Origin of the sequence: Bacillus sp. JJ1562, from assembly GCF_036962705.1 — a bacterium.
Taxonomy (GTDB): domain Bacteria; phylum Bacillota; class Bacilli; order Bacillales; family Bacillaceae_L; genus Ferdinandcohnia.
Genome location: NZ_JBALOQ010000017.1, coordinates 76330 through 93613, shown reverse-complemented (window position 1 = coordinate 93613; position 17284 = coordinate 76330). Strand labels below are relative to the sequence as shown.

Genomic DNA, 17284 nt, shown 5'->3' with positions numbered 1-17284 from the left:
TGGAATATTTTTTATTAATTTCAAGTTTTTAGAAAATATGTGATAATAAAGTAAAAAAATCTCTAGTTTTAATCAAGGGTGTAAAAGGGGTATCGCGAGGTTAATTACATAGCTCGAATTTGCGAGGGGTCAATTTCTACGGAAACTGCCTTCTTTTTTTCGTGCGATCATTCTTTTTAGAAATACTGCGATAAACATGGGGTGAAATCGTCTAATGTTATAGAAGGTAAAATTATTGGGGAGAAAATTTCGGTATGAGAGATAAAGAGATCATTTCAGATTGGTTCCATCAATATAGCGATGACATATACAATTTCCTTTTGTATCGATTAGGAAAAGCAGATATTGAGGATTTGGTCCAAGAGGTTTTTATAAGGGCAATGAAGGGGCTTCATACCTTCAAAGGGAACTCTAATCCAAGGACTTGGCTTTACAGTATTGCCAGGAACATCGCAATTGATGAAATCAGGAGTAGAAATCGAATCAAATGGAGAACAATGCTGACTTTTAATTCCAGTCATGAACCAAGAACGGATCGAACACCAGAGCAACTTCTTCATTTATCGGAAGAAAATAGGGCGCTATATGAAGCAATTCAATCCTTAAAATCTAGTTATCGAGACGTGATTGTTTTAAGAGGAATAAAGGGGTTGTCTGTTCAGGAAACCGCTGAAATTTTGCAATGGAGTGAAAACAAAACGCGGTCGACCTTCATCGAGCCAAAATTGCCCTACAGCAGCGGGTAGGAGGTGCTACACATGAATGATCATTTGGAAAATCAACTGCGATCAATGCCAACAGCAAATCTGGGATTTGAAGATAAAAAAAGGATTCACGGCACATTGATGAACTTCGAGGAACATCCAATTGAAAAGACATGGAAAAATATGAAGTGGACGCTATCAACGATTGGCGGTTTAGCAGTCGTTGCGTTATTAGCCTTTTTTATATGGACCTTGCCACAAAATCCATTTTCACATCAGGCTTTTTTAGCTGAAGAGCAGATAGCGGAAATAAAGGAACTTCAAAAGATTGAGAGAAAGATTAAACTTCCAACCTATGCACCTTTTGAAGTACATGAGGTTGAATTTATGGAACAATACTTAGGACCTCAATCTATTGAGGATGGTGAACTTAAACAATTAGAGCCAGATAATCCAAAGTTTCAAGTTCAAAATATTAGCTACTTATCATTTGATGACCCTTTTAAAAGTATTCATCTAATACTTGCAGATAGTACCGTAGAGAGTCTAGATACAAAAGGATATGAAACCATTCAGTTAGACAATGGTATTACTGCTTCTTATATGTATAACGGGAGTGCTCAAATGCTATTTTGGATTGACGATGGTGTAAATTATCACCTCAATGTCTTCGTAGAAAACAAAGATAAAACAAGCCTCCGAAAGGAACCAATCCCAAGAGAAGAAATTATCAAGATAGCAGAGTCGTTTAGGTTTTATAAAAAATAAATCTTTAAAAAGGGGATGATTTATTTGTACTTACTTTTAATGGCCTTGTATGCAATTGGTATTGGTGCACTAGGTTGTGCAATCTTTATGTTCATGGTACAGAAAGAAAGGAGGAAGGCTTTGGTAATTGGAATCATTGGTCTCCTTATCATTATAGGTGCCATGGGATCTAATAAACTGCGGCCGTCCTATGAAAAAGAAAGTTCCATTTTGGTTGAGGAAACAGCAGTTACAGGCGAAAAAAATAGCGATGGACTATACGTGTGTAAAGTCAATGATTCATATACAATGTTCCAGTACTTTGACGAAAGCAAAGAAAAAACAGAAGAATTTTGCTCACAGTTTAAAACAGGTGAAAGGTATGATATAAAATACCGCTTTAAATCGGGGATATACACTATTTTAGAGGTCAAATAAGTGAAGGAATATTTAAAATAGCGGTTAGCGGTGATCTATGATTATCGCTTGTTTTTGTTGGAGTAATTTTAGCAAACGTAGCAGGAAAGTTATATGTGTATTTGGAATATTATATTAATATGAATTGTGGTATGAGAGGGTAAACAAATAATAAAAAGGGGAAATTTAGATGAGTATTTTTGTTTTGCTACCCACAATAGTTTCAATGATAGGTTTATATTTCATTACAATAGGATTGTGGGAATTAAGAGAAGGTGTAGATAGAAAGAAATTTGTTACATATACGTTTACTGGTTTAGTTCTAGTATTGCTCTTTCCAACATTATTTAGCCCCATTTTGATGACGTTTTTTAATTAACGGGCAAGTTTTGTGTGATAGTTATAGCTTCCAATTTGTAATTAAGGATTACGTAGAGGGTGGAAAAAATGAAGTCACACTTAATCATTATAGTCATGTCATTTGTTTTTTTTCTTGTAGGATGTACTGAAAGCAGCGAAGATATAGCTAATAATCCAGAAGATGCTTTAAAGACGATAGAGGTTGGAAACGAAGAAAGAGAAATACATGTATATGGTTCTCATAAAGTGAATGATGAGTTTGTCTTAATTGTTTTTAGAGGGGCAATGAATGATAAGGATATTTGGGTTACTGACGTCCATAAAGGAGACGGACAATGGACAGCTAAAGAAATAGTCCAAATGAATGGGCCATTTGAAGGAAGTGGTGACATTCAAACAGTAATTACTAGTGAAGAATTTGGATATGAAGTGGGTTATATTAAAAGAAATGTACCAGTTACTGAAAATGTAAATGTTTTTGAGATTGAAGGGATTACTGATTGGAAAATTTGGATTAAGCAACCTATATGAAATTTATAAAAAAATAGTGAACTTTAAGTTACGAGGCCTATGTAGCTTCAGATTATAAAGAGGCATTTGGAAACATCCAAATGCCTTTCGAATATTACAATCTCCACGTAAACCATCTTCCATGTCCTTCGGTTTCACCGACGATATTTTTATATTCTGTCCCATCCAGATAATAATCCAGATGGAGGTCGCGGTCCTGAATATTATTATACAAATGAAAAATATCGCGTTTGGCACCAATAAGTTGAACCTGCTCTAGCAATCTCAATCTTACTTCTGATGGCATTTGGTTTGCCACATGAGTGTGAAATACACTAATTGCATACTCTCTTGGAATTTCCTCTGATAGATCCCAAAGCAATTCAACACCATCCCCCTCAATCAATCGCAGCTCATTTACCTTCACATATTCAGCAGCTTTTTCAAATAATTCACGTCTTTCATGGTGTTCAGGCCAAATGAGAGCCTTAAGCCAAAGGGCATTTTCATCATCACTTAAATCGATAGGATGAAGATCGATGCCAATGCGAGCAGCTACGGGCGGAATAAAGTCTTGGAGATTAGGAGTTTTGTCCCCCTTAACCTCGGCAGTAATATGTAGTGCAGAATCCTTGTTGCCATATACTTTATTCGTTCCATAGGAATAGCTATACTGATCCCATAATAACTGCAACCCAGCACTTGTCCCAATTTCAATCAAAGCTAACGGTTTCTTTGCAATACCGTAAATAGATTGGAAGGCTGGGAAGAGATAGGAGCAACGCCTAACCTCATTTGTTTGAACTAATTTTTCCTGGAAAAGCTGGATGATCTCATCTGAAAATCGAAGACAGAACTCTTTAAAAGGCAAAAAGGATTCCTCGACTTCCCGAGGATTCTTCGCTATACTTGGATAAAACTCTCGAAGATGATGGTCCTTTCCCTGTAACAAAAGATAATGCACAGCACCAAATAGCAAATTGGACGAAGGCTGACCTTCACGGGCATGCGAAGTTAGCTCAAGAATATCTTCATCCTCAGCAATTTTTAAGGAAAGAAATTCATATAATATACTTGAGCCCTTACACTCGGTGATGGCGAAGTTTCGGAATTTAATAGACTGAGTGTTGCTCATCTTATTTTCCTCCAAAATTTTTTTGAACTTGACCCTCAAATCCAGATAAGCCCATTCGAATGCTGTAATGAAAGGTTTGGTGGTCTACATGAATGAACATGCTATTAAGTTTAGTTATGATGAAATCGACCAACTCATTGAAGCGATGGATAAAGACGTATGGAAAGATATAAAATGGAAATTTGTAACTGAAGAAGAAATGGAATCTTTATTAAGTACCCCCTAGCCGAGTGGCTAAGGGGATTTTATTTTTTAAAAAGAAGCTGGTTCCCATTCCAATTTTTCACCTTCAATTAACTTTATCAGTTCATTTTTATCAAGGATAAAATACTTATCGTCCTCAATTCGAATATCTTCCTCTGAGAAGGTTACGGTATACGGACCAACGTGGGTGTAAATCGACATAATATAATCAAGACCTGGGATTGCTGAATTTGACTTTTTCAATACCATTCCTGAAGGTAGGGTTGAAAATTTATCTATAAAATTTTGGTCAATTATGGTTGCCTTTTCACGTGAGTACTCCTGATTTTCATCGTATACCATTCGCAAAACTTCAATTTTAGTTATTTGCTATTCATCTAGCATTTCATTTATTTCTGCACCAAAAGTTGAACTATTAACTTTTTCATCCACAAAAAAGATTCCCCAAGTAGCAATGACGCCCACAATCAATAGTAGTAAGGACAATCGATACTTCTTTCCCTCTACATATATCCATTCCATGAATGCCTGAAATCCCCAATGCATGATTAACACCAAAATTATTAACCATTTATAGGTATCCGTATCATTATATTCGATCATAAAAATCCCAATAATAGCTGGGATTAAAATGATAATGCTCCCCACCCTATATTTCACACTTCCATCAGACTCCATGATGTTATATCCTGGTTCCAATCTTTTTCCTACTAATCTATCAATAACTCCAAGAAGGCATAAAAATAATCCCAAAATGAACTCCATACAATTCCCCCACTAAAAACAGGTTCTTTAGTCCATTATATGAGTGGGTGGGTAAATATTCCAGAAAAAGTTAAGCGTAATTTTTGTACAAATCCCCCTAACCGTGTCAAAATAAAATGGAAATAGGAAAGACTACTAGATAGAGCATACAAGGGGTGAACGAATTTTCCTTGGAAGAGATCCAACAAGCTTATCGCGACTTCCATGGTGGGAAATTTGGCCAACCAGAGAATAAAGGAGATTACCAATAATGACAAATGAAGTAATTGTCTACACGACAAATGATTGTGTCGAGTGTACTTTTGTAAAAAAGGTACTCACTGAACATGGAATTCCATTCGATGTTCGAAATATTGCTGAAAATGAAGTATATCAAAAAGAAGTGGAACGCTTCGGCTTCTTAGGTGTACCTGTAACAGTCGTGGGAGATCGCGCTGTAAAAGGATTTACCCCTGAACTAATTGAGTTGTTGGAACCGTTGCAAAAGGATTAACTATGGCCGTTTTGGACAAGAATGGTAAATGGGTAATTCACATCTAATAAATGAAGGAATAACATATTGAATCAAAATCAATGGGTGAATCTATGGAGAAAATTAAAAGCTGGGCAAAGAACTTAAAAAAACAGATATATATCCTATACTTTGCATACAAGGATGCAAGAGTTCCGTGGTATGCAAAGCTTTTTACAGCTGGGGTGGTGGCCTACACGTTTAGTCCCATCGACCTTATTCCTGATTTCATTCCAATTCTCGGGTATCTGGATGAGATCATTCTTGTCCCAATCGGAATCATGTTTGCTATGAAAATGATCCCAAAGGCTGTTATAGCAGACTGTGAAGTAAAAGCTGAAGAATTAATGAAAAAAGGTAAGCCTAAAAATTGGATCGTAGGGGCGCTTATTATTCTACTTTGGTCCCTCATCTTCATCTGGATTGCTATAAAAGCGTATCAGTATTTTCAATGAAGAAGCGTTAATCCAAGGATTAACGCTTCTTTTCTAATTAAAAAAGCCGGAAGCTCATAAAGAGTTTTCCGGCTTGATTTTCTTTCTTTTATTATAGACCATGAGAAGGATACCATTTCCAAACAATAATACGGATAACAAAACTGTGAGTAGAGCGATATCAGGTGAAAATAATGTTATCGAATGCCAAGGAGACGATGAAAAATAGATAAGTGATGGAATTAAAATGATAGTTAGTAAAATCAATATTATTCCAACAACTGTATTCATACGGCGATATCTTCTTTCTTTACTAGATTTTATTTTTACTAGTAATAGAACGATGGCTCCGAAAAGAAGCAATACTAAAAGAGAAATAACTACTTGAACTGTTGGTTTATAAGCATCTACTTTAGTTGGTTCTTCGCCATTCATAATGGATATAATCCCATTCCTGAAATGGATGAGGGCGGCTTCTTCTAAAATGTGCTCCTTATTTGTTAGAATAACTGCTCCCCATTTCGTTTCAGGATAAAAAAAGATGTCTGTACGAGAGTCAGGAGTTGATCCGGAATGCCAGATCATTTCCTTGTCTGAACCTGGATTTGTTATTCTCCAACCAAAGCCATAATACCGTGTTTCCCCAGTTTGCACATGTGGTGAAAAGGATAGATTTAAAAGCTCTTCATTTACAAGCTTTTCTTCATTTCTCTGAATCAGAGCCTTCAAATAATGAACCATGTCATTTGAGCTTGCTGTTATGTATCCGTACGGGGCACCACCATTGTCATACGGTACTTTACTTTTAACAGGGAATCCGAACCAAGATTGGTACCCTGATTGATACCCTCGATCATATGCTCTTTCAAAGTCAGCTGCAGCATGGTTCATTCCTAATGGATTAAAAATTTGTTCATCCATAAAGTCTGCATAGGATTGACCTGTAACTTCCTCAATTAATGCTGCAAGAATAGAGAAGTTTGCATTGCTGTATTGGTGTAGAGTTCCCGGAGTTTCCGTCAATTTGGTATCTGAGAGCAAATGAATATTCGTTTGGATTGCGTCACGTTCATCGGACCCTAAATCCGAAATAGCCATCCCATCATATGTACTAATGCCACTTGTCTGTGTTAGTAGTTGTGTTATCGTAATCTTTGTCGAAGCCTCTTTATCTTTCAAAGTAAAAGAGGGGAGGTAGTTGTTGATCGGATCATCCAGTCCTATCAATCCTTCCTCTGCAAGTTTTAGAACGGCAAGTGCTGTGAACGATTTACTAATCGATCCTAATGAAAAAGGAGTGTCTTGTGTTACTTCTTTTACATTCCCACCAGTATGACCAATTGTCTCCGAGTATATGACCTTATCATTTTCAATAATTGAAATTGCAGTACCTGGGATACGTTGCTTTTCTATGTAGTTCTCAATATATGAATGTAGCTCTGAATCTAAAGTATCTTTGGCCGAAATATGAGAAGTGGGCAACAAAAACATGAATAATATTGTGAAAATCAGGTAATGCGATATTCTTTTCACATAACGGACCTCCTTCTCAAAATAACAGATAAGAGAATTGAAAAGGCAATGGCGGAGAATAAGCTTATTGAAACTAGTAACGTGTTCCACCACGGCTGTTCGGAAATTCGATAAATGATGTTGTATTCGAACGATCTTTGCTGACTAAAAGATTGGGTTAAAAATAACGATAAGATCAACTGACTAAATAAATAAACAACTGGAAATGAGATAGCACCCCAAATAATAGTTAAATGCTTTGATTTTCGGTTTCCTTCATTATGAATATCGATACCGTATATTTCTAAATAATCTTTAACGAGTGAATCAGAATCACCTAGTTGTTCGATGCTATTTTCACCATTCTCGTGTGAGGATGAAATGTGATCCATTAGCTGCTCCTTGATGCTATCCAATTGTTCCTTATTGATTTTGTGTTTTTTTAATTCCAAAAGAACTTTTTCTACATAATCTTTTTCAAGCTTTGTTAATATAGTCATTATTCATTTGTCTCCTTCATGTTATCAGCAAGCAAGGACTTTAAATCGTTTTGTAAATGAAGCCACTCAGCTATTTTATTTGAAAGTGCACGTTTTCCGTTTTCATTGATTTCATAATACACTCTCACCTTCCCCGTTTCTGTTAGTTCCCTTGATGTACTGACCCATTCCTGCTCGCTAAGCTTTGTTAGGATTGGATAAATACTGCCTACTCCTTTCAACTTTAAATTGTGTTTTTCTAATTCCTTCATAATTTCATATCCATAGCTTTTCTGACGAGATAAAATCGCTAATACACACATTTCTAAATGACCTTTAATTAAACTTGTTCTGTCCATATTCTTACTTTAATTCATGTATATACTTCAATCAAGTATATATTTGTTAAGAATATGTAAAATGGGAGTGTATTGGCAACGAAGAGAAATTATCGCTGTTTTATGGAAATGCTGAAAAGTAAAATTATTAAGATTTATTTTCATTCAACTTGATGTAGACGTGTTATAATAATTATGTTGAAAATGAAGAGTGTGATTTTATAAGTCTTGTCTTAGCTCAGATAGTACACAGAGGTTGGATTGTCGGAGCCATACCCATTGGTTGAATATCTCACTTATAACCGGCTTTTAAAAAGTTTATAATTATCTTATAATATTGATATATGAATCTATATAAATTGCCATAATTAATGGCAAAGATTGAGACAAGAATGATTGTCCGACAATAGCGAGCACATTCTTTGTGAACGCATTCATCTTTTTTGTCCAAATTTCAGAAGAAAAGGTTGATAAAAATGAGCAACATAGAAACCAAAACAGATGTCATTTTAATCGGTGCTGGTATCATGAGTGCAACATTAGGGACACTCTTGAAGGAACTAGTGCCTGAATGGAACATTACCGTTTTTGAAAAGCTTGACAAACCAGGAGAGGAAAGCTCTCAAGAAATGAATAACGCTGGGACAGGGCATGCTGCACTGTGCGAGCTTAACTACACCGTTGAAAAACCAGACGGAACATTAGATATTATGAAAGCGATTAGAGTTAACGAACAATTCCAAGTTTCCAAACAATTTTGGGCATATCTCGTTAACAACAATCTAATTCGCAACCCACAGGATTTTATCATGCCACTGCCACATATAAGTATGGTGCAAGGTGAACAAGACGTTGCTTTTTTAAAGAAGCGTTTTGAAGCGCTGTCAAACAATCCATTGTTTAAAGGGATGGAATTTTCCGATGACCTTTCAACATTAATGAAATGGATACCACTTATTGTGAAGGATCGCACATCCAATGAGCCAATTGCAGCTACAAAAGCTGAAGATGGAACCGATGTCAACTTTGGAAATTTGACACGAATGTTATTTGACCACTTAAAGAATAAAAATGTCAAAATTAATTACAACCACAGCGTCAAGGATGTAAAACGATCAAGCGACGGATTATGGGATTTAAAGGTGAAAAATCTTGGCAATGGTCAGGTTGAACACCATAAAGCGAAGTTTGTCTTCATCGGAGGCGGAGGCGGAAGTCTTCATTTACTCCAAAAATCCGGTATCCCTGAAGGAAGGCATATTGGTGGATTCCCAGTTAGCGGAATTTTCATGGTATGTAATAATCCAGAAGTGATTGAAAAGCATCACGCGAAGGTGTATGGAAAAGCAAAGGTCGGTGCTCCACCTATGTCTGTTCCGCATCTTGACACAAGATACATCAACAATAAAAAATCATTACTGTTTGGACCATTTGCGGGCTTCTCTCCAAAATTCCTAAAAACAGGTTCAAACTTGGATTTAATCACGTCTGTAAAACACGACAATCTGTTAACCATGTTAGCTGCTGGTGTAAAAGAAATGGCGCTAACTAAATACTTGATTCAGCAAGTGTTGTTAACGAAGGAACAGCGCATGGAAGAATTACGTGAGTTTATTCCGAATGCTAAGAGTGAAGATTGGGACTTAGTGGTGGCTGGTCAACGCGTTCAGGTAATCAAAGACACTGAAGCTGGTGGGAAAGGAACGCTTCAATTCGGTACTGAAGTCATAACTGCAGCTGACGGCTCAATTGCAGCCTTATTAGGTGCATCACCAGGAGCATCAACTGCTGTTCATGTTATGCTTGAAGTAATCAAAAAGTGCTTCCCAGAACATATGCTAGAATGGGAGCCAAAAATCAAAGACATGATTCCTTCATTTGGGCTATCACTAATGGAACATCCAGATCTTCTAGCGAAAATAAATGCTTCAACAGGAGAAGCACTCGACCTACTCGAACAAGAAGCAATAGAAGAAAAGGAACTTGTTCTGAATTAGTCCTTTAAAAATAAGAGAAATCTAGATAAAAAGAACCTTCAATCTCGATTAGGATTGGAGGTTTTTTCCATTAAGTAAGGTAGGATTACTCTTTTTGTTTGATATAGATTTTCGGTGTGTGAAATTTTAATATTTGAATGAGTTGTTCTGCCATGTAGGTTGAAGATTGTTCAAAATCATTTTCAATCCATTCAAGAATCAATCCGATAATTCCATGGATTCGGTATGTACTAAAAAGTTTAATATCAATATCAGGGTCTACATCAGTAACGAAGAATTCAAATTCGTTTCTAAATATCCTATCCAACCTTTTCAATAACTTCTCATGAAAATTATAGTTCGTTGTTGGACGTAACATCAATTTATAGAAATTTTTATTTTCTAAAAAATGTTCAAATAAAACAATTGAGTTTGCCGGAATTTTGTTGAAATCTACAACCGATAAATCGAGATATGGTTTTCGATAAGCCTCGGTCATTTCCTTAAACATCTCTTCAATAATCTCATCTAATAAATCTTCTTTTTGTTCGTAGTGTGCATAAAAGGTACCACGGTTAAAATCTGCAGCCTTTACTATTTCTGTGATTGTAATTTCATGAAAGCTTTTTTCTTCCATCAATGATAATAAAACTTGTCTAAAGGTCTCTTTTGTTCTTTTTACACGTTTGTCGGGATGTTGAATAGACATTTGAAAGCTCCTTCTTACACTTTTAACATACAAAACCAATCAATATGTTGGTTATCGTACACTTCTATTATTATTGCATATTGAAGCCGAAACAGACATGTCTTACGATTAAAGTGTTCAATATATCTTGATTTCAAGACAAATTCAGATTCAATAGAGGGGAGAATATTATTATGTCAAGATTAGCAGGTAAAGTAGCTATTGTAACAGGAGCAGGTTCAGGAATGGGTCGAGCAACTGCAAAATTATATGCAAAAGAAGGGGCTAAAGTTGTTTTAGCTGAGTTTAACGAAGCTTCAATGAATGAAACACTTGAAGAGATTAAAGCCGCTGGAGGTACAGCAGTTGCAATTAAAACGGATGTATCGAAGGAAGCCGATATCGATTCAATGATTCAAAAAGCTTTAGATGAATATGGAAAGTTAGATATCCTAGCTAACATTGCTGGAATCTTTGATAACATGGCATCAGTAGAAAATACGACAAATGAATTATTTGAACGTGTAATGGGTGTTAACTTAAACGGTCAATTCTTTGCAAGCCGTGCAGCTATCAAGGTATTCAAAGAACAAGAAACTGGTGGAACAATCGTGAGTGTTGCTTCCATTGCTGGTTACCTTGGAGCACGTGGTGGAGCAGCTTACACCATGTCAAAACACGCTGCAATCGGTTTAGCAAAAAATATTGCAGCATTCTATGGTCGTGAAAATGGAAAAATTCGTGCAAATGTAATTGCACCAGGATCAATTGCAACAGGTATGACAGCAAACTTATCTGGTCTAGATCCACTAGGAGCAGCAACATTTGGAGATCTAGGGCCATTTAATGGTGGACAAGCTGAAGATATTGCTGCTGCAGCATTATTCCTAGGTTCTGATGAATCAAAATTCATCAACGGTGAAGTTGTAACTGTTGATGGAGCATGGACTGCTCGATAATAAATAAAGGTCGAATGAACATCGATATGTTTATTCTTCATAAATTTATAGACCCCAAAAAACCGGACAACTAGTGAAGTCCGGTTTTTTAACTTTTATTTCAAATCAACCTTTAAAGTACCCAAACTTATTTCTTCCTTGCCAATTTTATACGAAGGCTTCACCTGTATAAATTTTGGTGGATTTTTACTATCTATTTCAAATATAATAGTAGAATTTGAAACGCTATTTAGGGATATTTTTACACCTTGATCATCAACGATAGCAAAATGTAGGTTCTCGCCCTCAATCCCAGCTGTTTTTAACTCTTCATAGGTTAAAATTGCGTTCGTTTTTCCAATGTTAATATCTTTGAAATGGAGGCTATATTCATTGTTTGAAGAGAACAGGGATTGATTTAATTCAATTTCTCGAGATGGCAATTTCTTTATGGAAAGGTTAAAAGACCATTTCCCATGTACTCCGGCCATATGTGTAAATGTAATCGGGAGTGTTAACTCCTCCGGATTTTTCTCATTTGGATTTTGCAAAATCATCGCAGCAACATAGTCATCGCCTTGTTTCGTTGTGGTCCCCATGGCAGAACCCCATCCAGATTCATCCTTCCCGTCAAACATCTTATACGAATACCCTGACTCAGGTCCTGTTTCTCCTCCAAATGTATTGGATAAGTTTTCACCAGATGCTTTAAATGTTAAACCAACATAGGAACCATCGTAAAAGATCGATGTAATACTCATTTTGACTCCATTATTTTCAACGGTTTCATTGATTTCTGTAATAAGTTGTTCTGCTGCCAAATCCTGACCAATTGGCATTTGATAATTTTCGTAAATACCTCCAATAATCGGAACCTGCGCTAGAACCTGATTTACAGGTGAAAAAATAAATCCTGAGGCAAGGAGGACAGCAGCTGCACCAGTAGTAAAAATGGATGTGCGTTTTAATGGTTTTATGTATTTTCTATTTTTACGGGACCTTTCACCGCGTTCAATCCCTTTATCAATCGCAAAATTTAGTTCTTGTTTCGGTATTTCAATTTCGTTAAATAAATCCTTTTCCATAATAGTCAGCCCCTAACGTTTTTCTTAATTCGGCTTTTGCTCGACGCAAATACGTTTTAACTGTTGCCTGTGGTTTATTAAGAATTGTAGAAATCGTACGAATCGGTAAATCATAATAATAGAAAAGTAAAATAGCATTTCGATAGTTCATGTTTAGCGACGAAAGTGCATCTGATAAATCGATTGATAGATTCAGTTCAGTGGTCTGGTTCGATTCTAAAAGATACTCTAATGCCTCTTCTGGTAGCTGTACCAACTTCTTTTTACGTGCAAGTTCATTGTAGGCTGTTCGCATTAAGATTTTCACTAACCATGTACTGAAAAAAGCAGGTGAATTCAGCTGGTGTATGGAAATATAGGCCTTATAGGTAGCTTCCTGTATTACATCAAGTGCATCCTCTTTGTTCCGCATATGTAAATACGCAATTTTATATAATTTTTCAGCTTCAAGTTTAATAAGTTGTTCAAATGCTTGCTTATCGCCAGCAATGGCCAACTCGACTAATTTCGTAGAATACGACATTAGCTAACCTCCTTTCAATTATTAGAGGCATGAAATGTAATAAAAAGTTTCAAAAAAAATTTTGTGTTTATTGTAATATATCATTTTGTCGAATAAAAAACTTACCGATGTGCGCTGTTCTAAGAAGGAGGAACTCTTCATTTATTGAATTTTATAGGATGATAAATCATTTTCAACTAAAAAGGGGAGCTCACATGAAGATTAGATTGGTTGATGTAACAGAGGATAATTTTTACGATGTTATCAAGTTAAAGTCGGATGAAAACCAAGAGAAATACTTCCAAATCTTTGAAAGATGGGTGGGATCAAATGCATATTTTCTAGCAGTAAGCCAAACATTTGGTTTCACACCAAAAGCAATTTATGATGGGGAAACGCTAATCGGGTTTACGTCCCATGGGTATCAAAAAGAAACAGAACGGTATGAATTGATAAGTATGATGTTAGGTCACAAGTATCAAGGAAAGGGATATGGAATCCCTGTATTAAATGTAATAATTGAAGATATGGTTAATACTTATCAATGTAATGAAATCTATTTATCTGTTATCTATAATAATGAACGCGCTATACGAGCCTATGAGAAAGTGGGTTTTAAACCAACTGGAGAGGTCGAAGAGGGGCATCATCCTGAGCCAATATATTGTTTGAAATTAGAATAATAAAAATGGGATTGCCCAATAGGTCGATTCATTCGACCCTTGGACGCCCTATTTTTTATTCCTCAAATGCTTTGGAATATTCCACAACACCCTGAACATTTTCAAGAGATCCTTCAACCAATTCGAGTGCCATAAACACTTCATTCGGTACCTCAAAAGGAGCTTTAATATTCCAAAGATTTGCCTGTTTGAAGCCAAAAAGTGGATAATAATCCTGATGCCCTAGCACAATCACCGATTGATATCCGAGTTCCTTAGCCTCATATAGTGCAGCACGGATTAATTGACTTCCAATTCCTCGGTGCTGATATTCCGGTATGACCGACACAGGTGCCAGTGCCAGAGATTCGACGGAACGTTCTTCATCCACAACTTGAATTTTTGAGAGAAGTATATGTCCTACGATCTCGTCATCAAGATTAACGGCAACTAACGAAAGTTCGGGTATAAAAGCATCCGATTTTCGAATCCGGTTCACAAGAAAGTGCTCTTGTTTATCGCTGTATTCCTCGTTCAAAAAAGCTTTTCTTACAACTTCCTCAGTCTCGTGAAAATCCTCAGGTCGTTCTTGTCTTATTAAAAGTTCCATATATAGCCCTCTATTCTTCTGTGACTTTTTTTACGAATGATGTTGTGTTGGTCTATACATTTTACCAGAAGTTTCAAAGGTGAAGAAGGATTGGGAAGGTTTAGGAAGAATAGTACATAAAAATGGATTAATGGACGTTGGAGAGGGAGGAAGCCTTATGGAAGTCATTGTTTGGATTGGAGGAATTCTCATTATTTTGGCTGTTATAAATTATTTTATATCAATCGAAAAAGAGTTAAAGAAACTGAATCATACAAATGAAAAAATCGTTGGATTGTTAGAAGATATTAAGAAGGGATCTAAAGATAATGAATGAACAATTAAAGCAACATTTAAAAGAATTAGAGGAAATGCACACAAACATTGAAGTTCGGAAAAGTCGTGAAGAATTAGATAAAATCCTAGCAGATGCTTTTTTTGAGATTGGCAGCTCGGGTTATATGTTTGATAAAAAAGAATGTCTTGAGTTTGGGGTTGCACTTACGGAAATGTCCCTCCATAACTATGAAATTTATCCGCTGGCACCGGATGTTGTTTTATCAACATATTATATAGTTGATGTAACGAGAGAACGCAATACCCTTCGAAGTTCCATATGGAAATTAATAGATGGAAGATGGCAATTGTTTTTTCATCAAGGCACGATCACGCCAATGAAGTTAAGTGAAGTACTTAGAAGCTAAGGTTTTTGAAATACGAGAATGGTTGATATAATAAACAAGTGTTGAAATTTACTGTACACATTTATCTAGGGCAAGGGCTTTGGAATGAACTGTGGGTAAAATAGACATTTAAAAGTGTATAGGGGATGTTGTAATGGAGATTTGGCAAAAGGTTTTAAAATAGGATTAGTGATCAAATTTCTAAACCAAGTTTTGTAACTTGGCTAGCGAACACTACAGCAGAATGTAAAGACGACGTTGTTTTCGTAAAAGCTAAGAATGATTTTCAGGCTGATTGGCTTGATTCTTGCTATAAGACGTTGATTTCTAAAACAGTAGAGGAAGTAGCGGGTAAAAGCATGGAAATTGTAATTGTAGGAGAACGTCTAGCATTTGAACGGAACGAATTTCAAAAAAGCAAAGGCAGCAACGAATACGAAGAGTTAATGAAATTAATAGGAGCACAACAACAAAAGATTAATGAGTTAGAAGATAGAATCAATCGCTTGGAAAAAACAGAGAAATAACATAAGGCTTTTACGGAGTCGGTCTAGTGAGTCCATACTAGTAAGCAATTATGGTTCTTTGCAGAGATACAAATACAATATTTATATAATTAGGACGTGGTTTAAATCTTTCATGCAATTTTCTTTTTTATTCTAGCAGGTATTGCCGAAATCGGCGGAGGTTATTTAATTTGGCTCTGGTTAAGGGAAGGGAAGCCCTTTTATTGGGGGATTGGAGGAGGGATTGCTTTAGCTTTGTATGGAGTGATTGCCACCTTTCAAACTTTTCCATCGTTCGGGAGAGTATATGCTGCCTACGGCGGAGTTTTTGTTGTGCTTTCAGTCTTATGGGGCTGGGGGATTGATAAAAAAACACCCGATCTATACGATTGGCTAGGTGCTGGAATCTGTATAATTGGTGTGTCAGTCATATTATTCGCACCGAGACAATAACAATAAGGCGTTGATCTATGGAAGGATCAGCGCCTTCTTTCTTTTGTTTTCTTTTTCCGACTTGGATTTTTTAGAGAGTGTTCTAATAAAAAATATGCCTGCGATTAGAGCCAGCAAATTTAATGAATCACCAAAATTAATCGTAAACTGAAAGTTATTATTAACTCTTACATAGTTTCTGTTATCAGACTTTGCATGTGCTACTTTTTCGTTGCTATCCAAAATGATTCCCCCAATTTTTTTAGAATGGTTGTCCTAATCCCAATATATGAACGTGTAAATTCGAGTATGCAACTTAAAAAATACATACTATTCGAAGGGTTTTTAAAATTTTTCCAGAATATATAGTGGGTAATTCAATAACAGTGAATTGGAGTTATACTAAATAGAAAAAGAATGCAAGATTAAGGGAGAAGATGAAGATCAAAAAAACAATCCATGTTCTAAATGGTCAAGTCATGTACAATCATTTCAAGAAGACGCAATTTCTTGAACAAGAATTGATGGTACCCTTCAACGAGGCTATGTGTTTTGGGGAAACCAGTAGCAATCTTTTTTCAGAGGAATTCATTGATATACGTTCGAAAGTTCATCAAGTCACGACAACACAATATAATGAAATTACGCTTAAACCATTGAAACCTTTCTTTACTGGGAAGTTTACACATATAAATCTCTGGTTTGACGCAGATATGTTTTGTCAAATTAACCTCCTCACTGTTCTAGCCTGGTTAGACCGAGTTAAATATCAAGGTGATGTCCAGTTTCACTTAGTCGATGACAGGTTTGAAGTTCTCAATCATTTCAATCTTGAGGTAGAGGGATATTATGATTTGTACAAAAACGTGTTGATAGATAAAGAAATGCCTAGACATATTGAACCACCCACATTGGAAAAAGGGATTGAACTCTATTTAAATTATCTTAATCAAGATAGTATTCTTATAAAATTTATTAAAGAACACCAACATGTTCAGGAAAAAGAACTCGTATCTTTACTGCTCAATAATTTTAAGGAATATGGGTTAGGGGATCTTCAATATAAAAAAATGATAGAAACTACACGCAATAAGTGATATGAAGGGG

General features: G+C 35.9%; 26 protein-coding genes and 1 pseudogene. 16 read left to right on the top strand and 11 right to left on the bottom strand.

The window, feature by feature from the left end:
- Positions 1–254: 254 nt before the first annotated feature.
- From V7097_RS11075 to V7097_RS11060, 4 genes are all read left to right on the top strand, one after another.
- Complete coding sequence (locus V7097_RS11075) at positions 255–746, top strand: RNA polymerase sigma factor (protein ID WP_335703673.1); 492 nt, start codon at positions 255–257, stop codon at positions 744–746.
- Between the two features lie 12 nt (positions 747–758).
- A complete protein-coding gene (locus V7097_RS11070; protein ID WP_335703672.1) occupies positions 759–1472 on the top strand; it encodes a hypothetical protein in 714 nt (237 codons plus the stop codon).
- A gap of 24 nt (positions 1473–1496) precedes the next feature.
- Entirely contained in the window at positions 1497–1889 is a 393-nt protein-coding gene (locus tag V7097_RS11065; RefSeq protein WP_335703671.1) for a hypothetical protein, read from the top strand.
- Positions 1890–2315: 426 nt separating this feature from the next.
- Positions 2316–2759, top strand: coding sequence for a hypothetical protein (locus tag V7097_RS11060; protein WP_335703670.1), 444 nt, complete (start codon positions 2316–2318; stop codon positions 2757–2759).
- 94 nt (positions 2760–2853) lie between these two features.
- Here the strand turns inward: V7097_RS11060 and V7097_RS11055 are convergent, their stop codons facing one another.
- Positions 2854–3873: a DUF2332 domain-containing protein gene (locus V7097_RS11055; RefSeq protein ID WP_335703669.1), complete on the bottom strand. Its 1020-nt coding sequence runs from the start codon at positions 3871–3873 to the stop codon at positions 2854–2856.
- An 88-nt stretch (positions 3874–3961) separates the two neighbouring features.
- On the opposite strand from V7097_RS11055, the gene V7097_RS11050 reads away from it, so the two are divergent.
- Positions 3962–4099 carry a hypothetical protein gene (locus tag V7097_RS11050; protein WP_335367279.1) on the top strand — a complete coding sequence of 46 codons (138 nt, stop codon included), beginning with the start codon at positions 3962–3964 and terminating at the stop codon, positions 4097–4099.
- Between the two features lie 26 nt (positions 4100–4125).
- Here the strand turns inward: V7097_RS11050 and V7097_RS11045 are convergent, their stop codons facing one another.
- The gene (locus V7097_RS11045; protein ID WP_335703668.1) at positions 4126–4419 is read right to left on the bottom strand and encodes a hypothetical protein; all 294 of its coding nucleotides are present in this window, start codon (positions 4417–4419) and stop codon (positions 4126–4128) included.
- Between the two features lie 27 nt (positions 4420–4446).
- Positions 4447–4842, bottom strand: a complete 396-nt coding sequence (locus V7097_RS11040) for a DUF4181 domain-containing protein (RefSeq protein ID WP_335703667.1) — start codon at positions 4840–4842, stop codon at positions 4447–4449.
- Positions 4843–5092: 250 nt separating this feature from the next.
- Between V7097_RS11040 and V7097_RS11035 the strand changes: the two genes are divergently transcribed.
- Complete coding sequence (locus V7097_RS11035) at positions 5093–5335, top strand: glutaredoxin family protein (protein ID WP_335703666.1); 243 nt, start codon at positions 5093–5095, stop codon at positions 5333–5335.
- 92 nt (positions 5336–5427) lie between these two features.
- A complete protein-coding gene (locus tag V7097_RS11030; RefSeq protein ID WP_335703665.1) occupies positions 5428–5808 on the top strand; it encodes a YkvA family protein in 381 nt (126 codons plus the stop codon).
- A 54-nt stretch (positions 5809–5862) separates the two neighbouring features.
- Here the strand turns inward: V7097_RS11030 and V7097_RS11025 are convergent, their stop codons facing one another.
- Genes V7097_RS11025 through V7097_RS11015 form a run of 3 tightly spaced genes read right to left on the bottom strand, consistent with a single transcriptional unit; the run spans position 5863 to position 8137 of the window.
- Positions 5863–7320 (bottom strand): serine hydrolase domain-containing protein, encoded by a 1458-nt coding sequence (locus V7097_RS11025; RefSeq protein WP_335703664.1) that lies wholly within the window; start codon positions 7318–7320, stop codon positions 5863–5865.
- Positions 7317–7799 carry a hypothetical protein gene (locus V7097_RS11020; RefSeq protein ID WP_335703663.1) on the bottom strand — a complete coding sequence of 161 codons (483 nt, stop codon included), beginning with the start codon at positions 7797–7799 and terminating at the stop codon, positions 7317–7319. The genes V7097_RS11025 and V7097_RS11020 overlap by 4 nt, the downstream gene beginning before the upstream one ends.
- Positions 7799–8137: a PadR family transcriptional regulator gene (locus tag V7097_RS11015; protein WP_335703662.1), complete on the bottom strand. Its 339-nt coding sequence runs from the start codon at positions 8135–8137 to the stop codon at positions 7799–7801. The genes V7097_RS11020 and V7097_RS11015 overlap by 1 nt, the downstream gene beginning before the upstream one ends.
- A gap of 455 nt (positions 8138–8592) precedes the next feature.
- Here V7097_RS11015 and mqo point away from each other — a divergent pair, with 455 nt between their 5' ends.
- Entirely contained in the window at positions 8593–10113 is a 1521-nt protein-coding gene (mqo, locus tag V7097_RS11010) for a malate dehydrogenase (quinone) (protein ID WP_335703661.1), read from the top strand.
- Positions 10114–10198: 85 nt separating this feature from the next.
- Here the strand turns inward: mqo and V7097_RS11005 are convergent, their stop codons facing one another.
- Positions 10199–10801 (bottom strand): TetR/AcrR family transcriptional regulator, encoded by a 603-nt coding sequence (locus V7097_RS11005; protein WP_335703660.1) that lies wholly within the window; start codon positions 10799–10801, stop codon positions 10199–10201.
- Positions 10802–10974: 173 nt separating this feature from the next.
- Between V7097_RS11005 and V7097_RS11000 the strand changes: the two genes are divergently transcribed.
- Positions 10975–11739 (top strand): SDR family NAD(P)-dependent oxidoreductase, encoded by a 765-nt coding sequence (locus V7097_RS11000; protein ID WP_335703659.1) that lies wholly within the window; start codon positions 10975–10977, stop codon positions 11737–11739.
- Positions 11740–11834: 95 nt separating this feature from the next.
- On the opposite strand, the gene V7097_RS10995 is transcribed toward V7097_RS11000, so the two are convergent.
- Positions 11835–12803 (bottom strand): DUF4179 domain-containing protein, encoded by a 969-nt coding sequence (locus tag V7097_RS10995; RefSeq protein ID WP_335703658.1) that lies wholly within the window; start codon positions 12801–12803, stop codon positions 11835–11837.
- On the bottom strand, positions 12784–13326 hold the full coding sequence (locus tag V7097_RS10990; protein ID WP_335703657.1) for a sigma-70 family RNA polymerase sigma factor: 543 nt from the start codon (positions 13324–13326) through the stop codon (positions 12784–12786). The genes V7097_RS10995 and V7097_RS10990 overlap by 20 nt, the downstream gene beginning before the upstream one ends.
- A gap of 194 nt (positions 13327–13520) precedes the next feature.
- Here V7097_RS10990 and V7097_RS10985 point away from each other — a divergent pair, with 194 nt between their 5' ends.
- Entirely contained in the window at positions 13521–13988 is a 468-nt protein-coding gene (locus V7097_RS10985; RefSeq protein WP_335703656.1) for a GNAT family N-acetyltransferase, read from the top strand.
- A gap of 55 nt (positions 13989–14043) precedes the next feature.
- Here V7097_RS10985 and V7097_RS10980 read toward each other — a convergent pair whose 3' ends face one another.
- Positions 14044–14577, bottom strand: a complete 534-nt coding sequence (locus tag V7097_RS10980) for a GNAT family N-acetyltransferase (RefSeq protein WP_335703655.1) — start codon at positions 14575–14577, stop codon at positions 14044–14046.
- Between the two features lie 79 nt (positions 14578–14656).
- Between V7097_RS10980 and V7097_RS10975 the strand changes: the two genes are divergently transcribed.
- From V7097_RS10975 to V7097_RS10960, 5 genes and pseudogenes are all read left to right on the top strand, one after another.
- Positions 14657–14893 (top strand): hypothetical protein, encoded by a 237-nt coding sequence (locus V7097_RS10975; protein WP_335703654.1) that lies wholly within the window; start codon positions 14657–14659, stop codon positions 14891–14893.
- Complete coding sequence (locus V7097_RS10970) at positions 14886–15260, top strand: DUF4440 domain-containing protein (RefSeq protein WP_335703653.1); 375 nt, start codon at positions 14886–14888, stop codon at positions 15258–15260. Before V7097_RS10975 ends, V7097_RS10970 begins: the two co-directional genes overlap by 8 nt.
- Positions 15261–15424: 164 nt before the next feature.
- A pseudogene (locus tag V7097_RS26025) lies at positions 15425–15565 on the top strand (DnaA N-terminal domain-containing protein); the annotation flags it as partial.
- Between the two features lie 33 nt (positions 15566–15598).
- Entirely contained in the window at positions 15599–15766 is a 168-nt protein-coding gene (locus V7097_RS10965) for a hypothetical protein (RefSeq protein ID WP_335703652.1), read from the top strand.
- A gap of 105 nt (positions 15767–15871) precedes the next feature.
- Complete coding sequence (locus V7097_RS10960; RefSeq protein WP_335703835.1) at positions 15872–16198, top strand: YnfA family protein; 327 nt, start codon at positions 15872–15874, stop codon at positions 16196–16198.
- Positions 16199–16213: 15 nt separating this feature from the next.
- Here V7097_RS10960 and V7097_RS10955 read toward each other — a convergent pair whose 3' ends face one another.
- Complete coding sequence (locus V7097_RS10955; RefSeq protein ID WP_335703651.1) at positions 16214–16420, bottom strand: hypothetical protein; 207 nt, start codon at positions 16418–16420, stop codon at positions 16214–16216.
- A 194-nt stretch (positions 16421–16614) separates the two neighbouring features.
- Here V7097_RS10955 and V7097_RS10950 point away from each other — a divergent pair, with 194 nt between their 5' ends.
- Complete coding sequence (locus tag V7097_RS10950) at positions 16615–17274, top strand: AraC family transcriptional regulator (protein WP_335703650.1); 660 nt, start codon at positions 16615–16617, stop codon at positions 17272–17274.
- Positions 17275–17284: the final 10 nt, after the last annotated feature.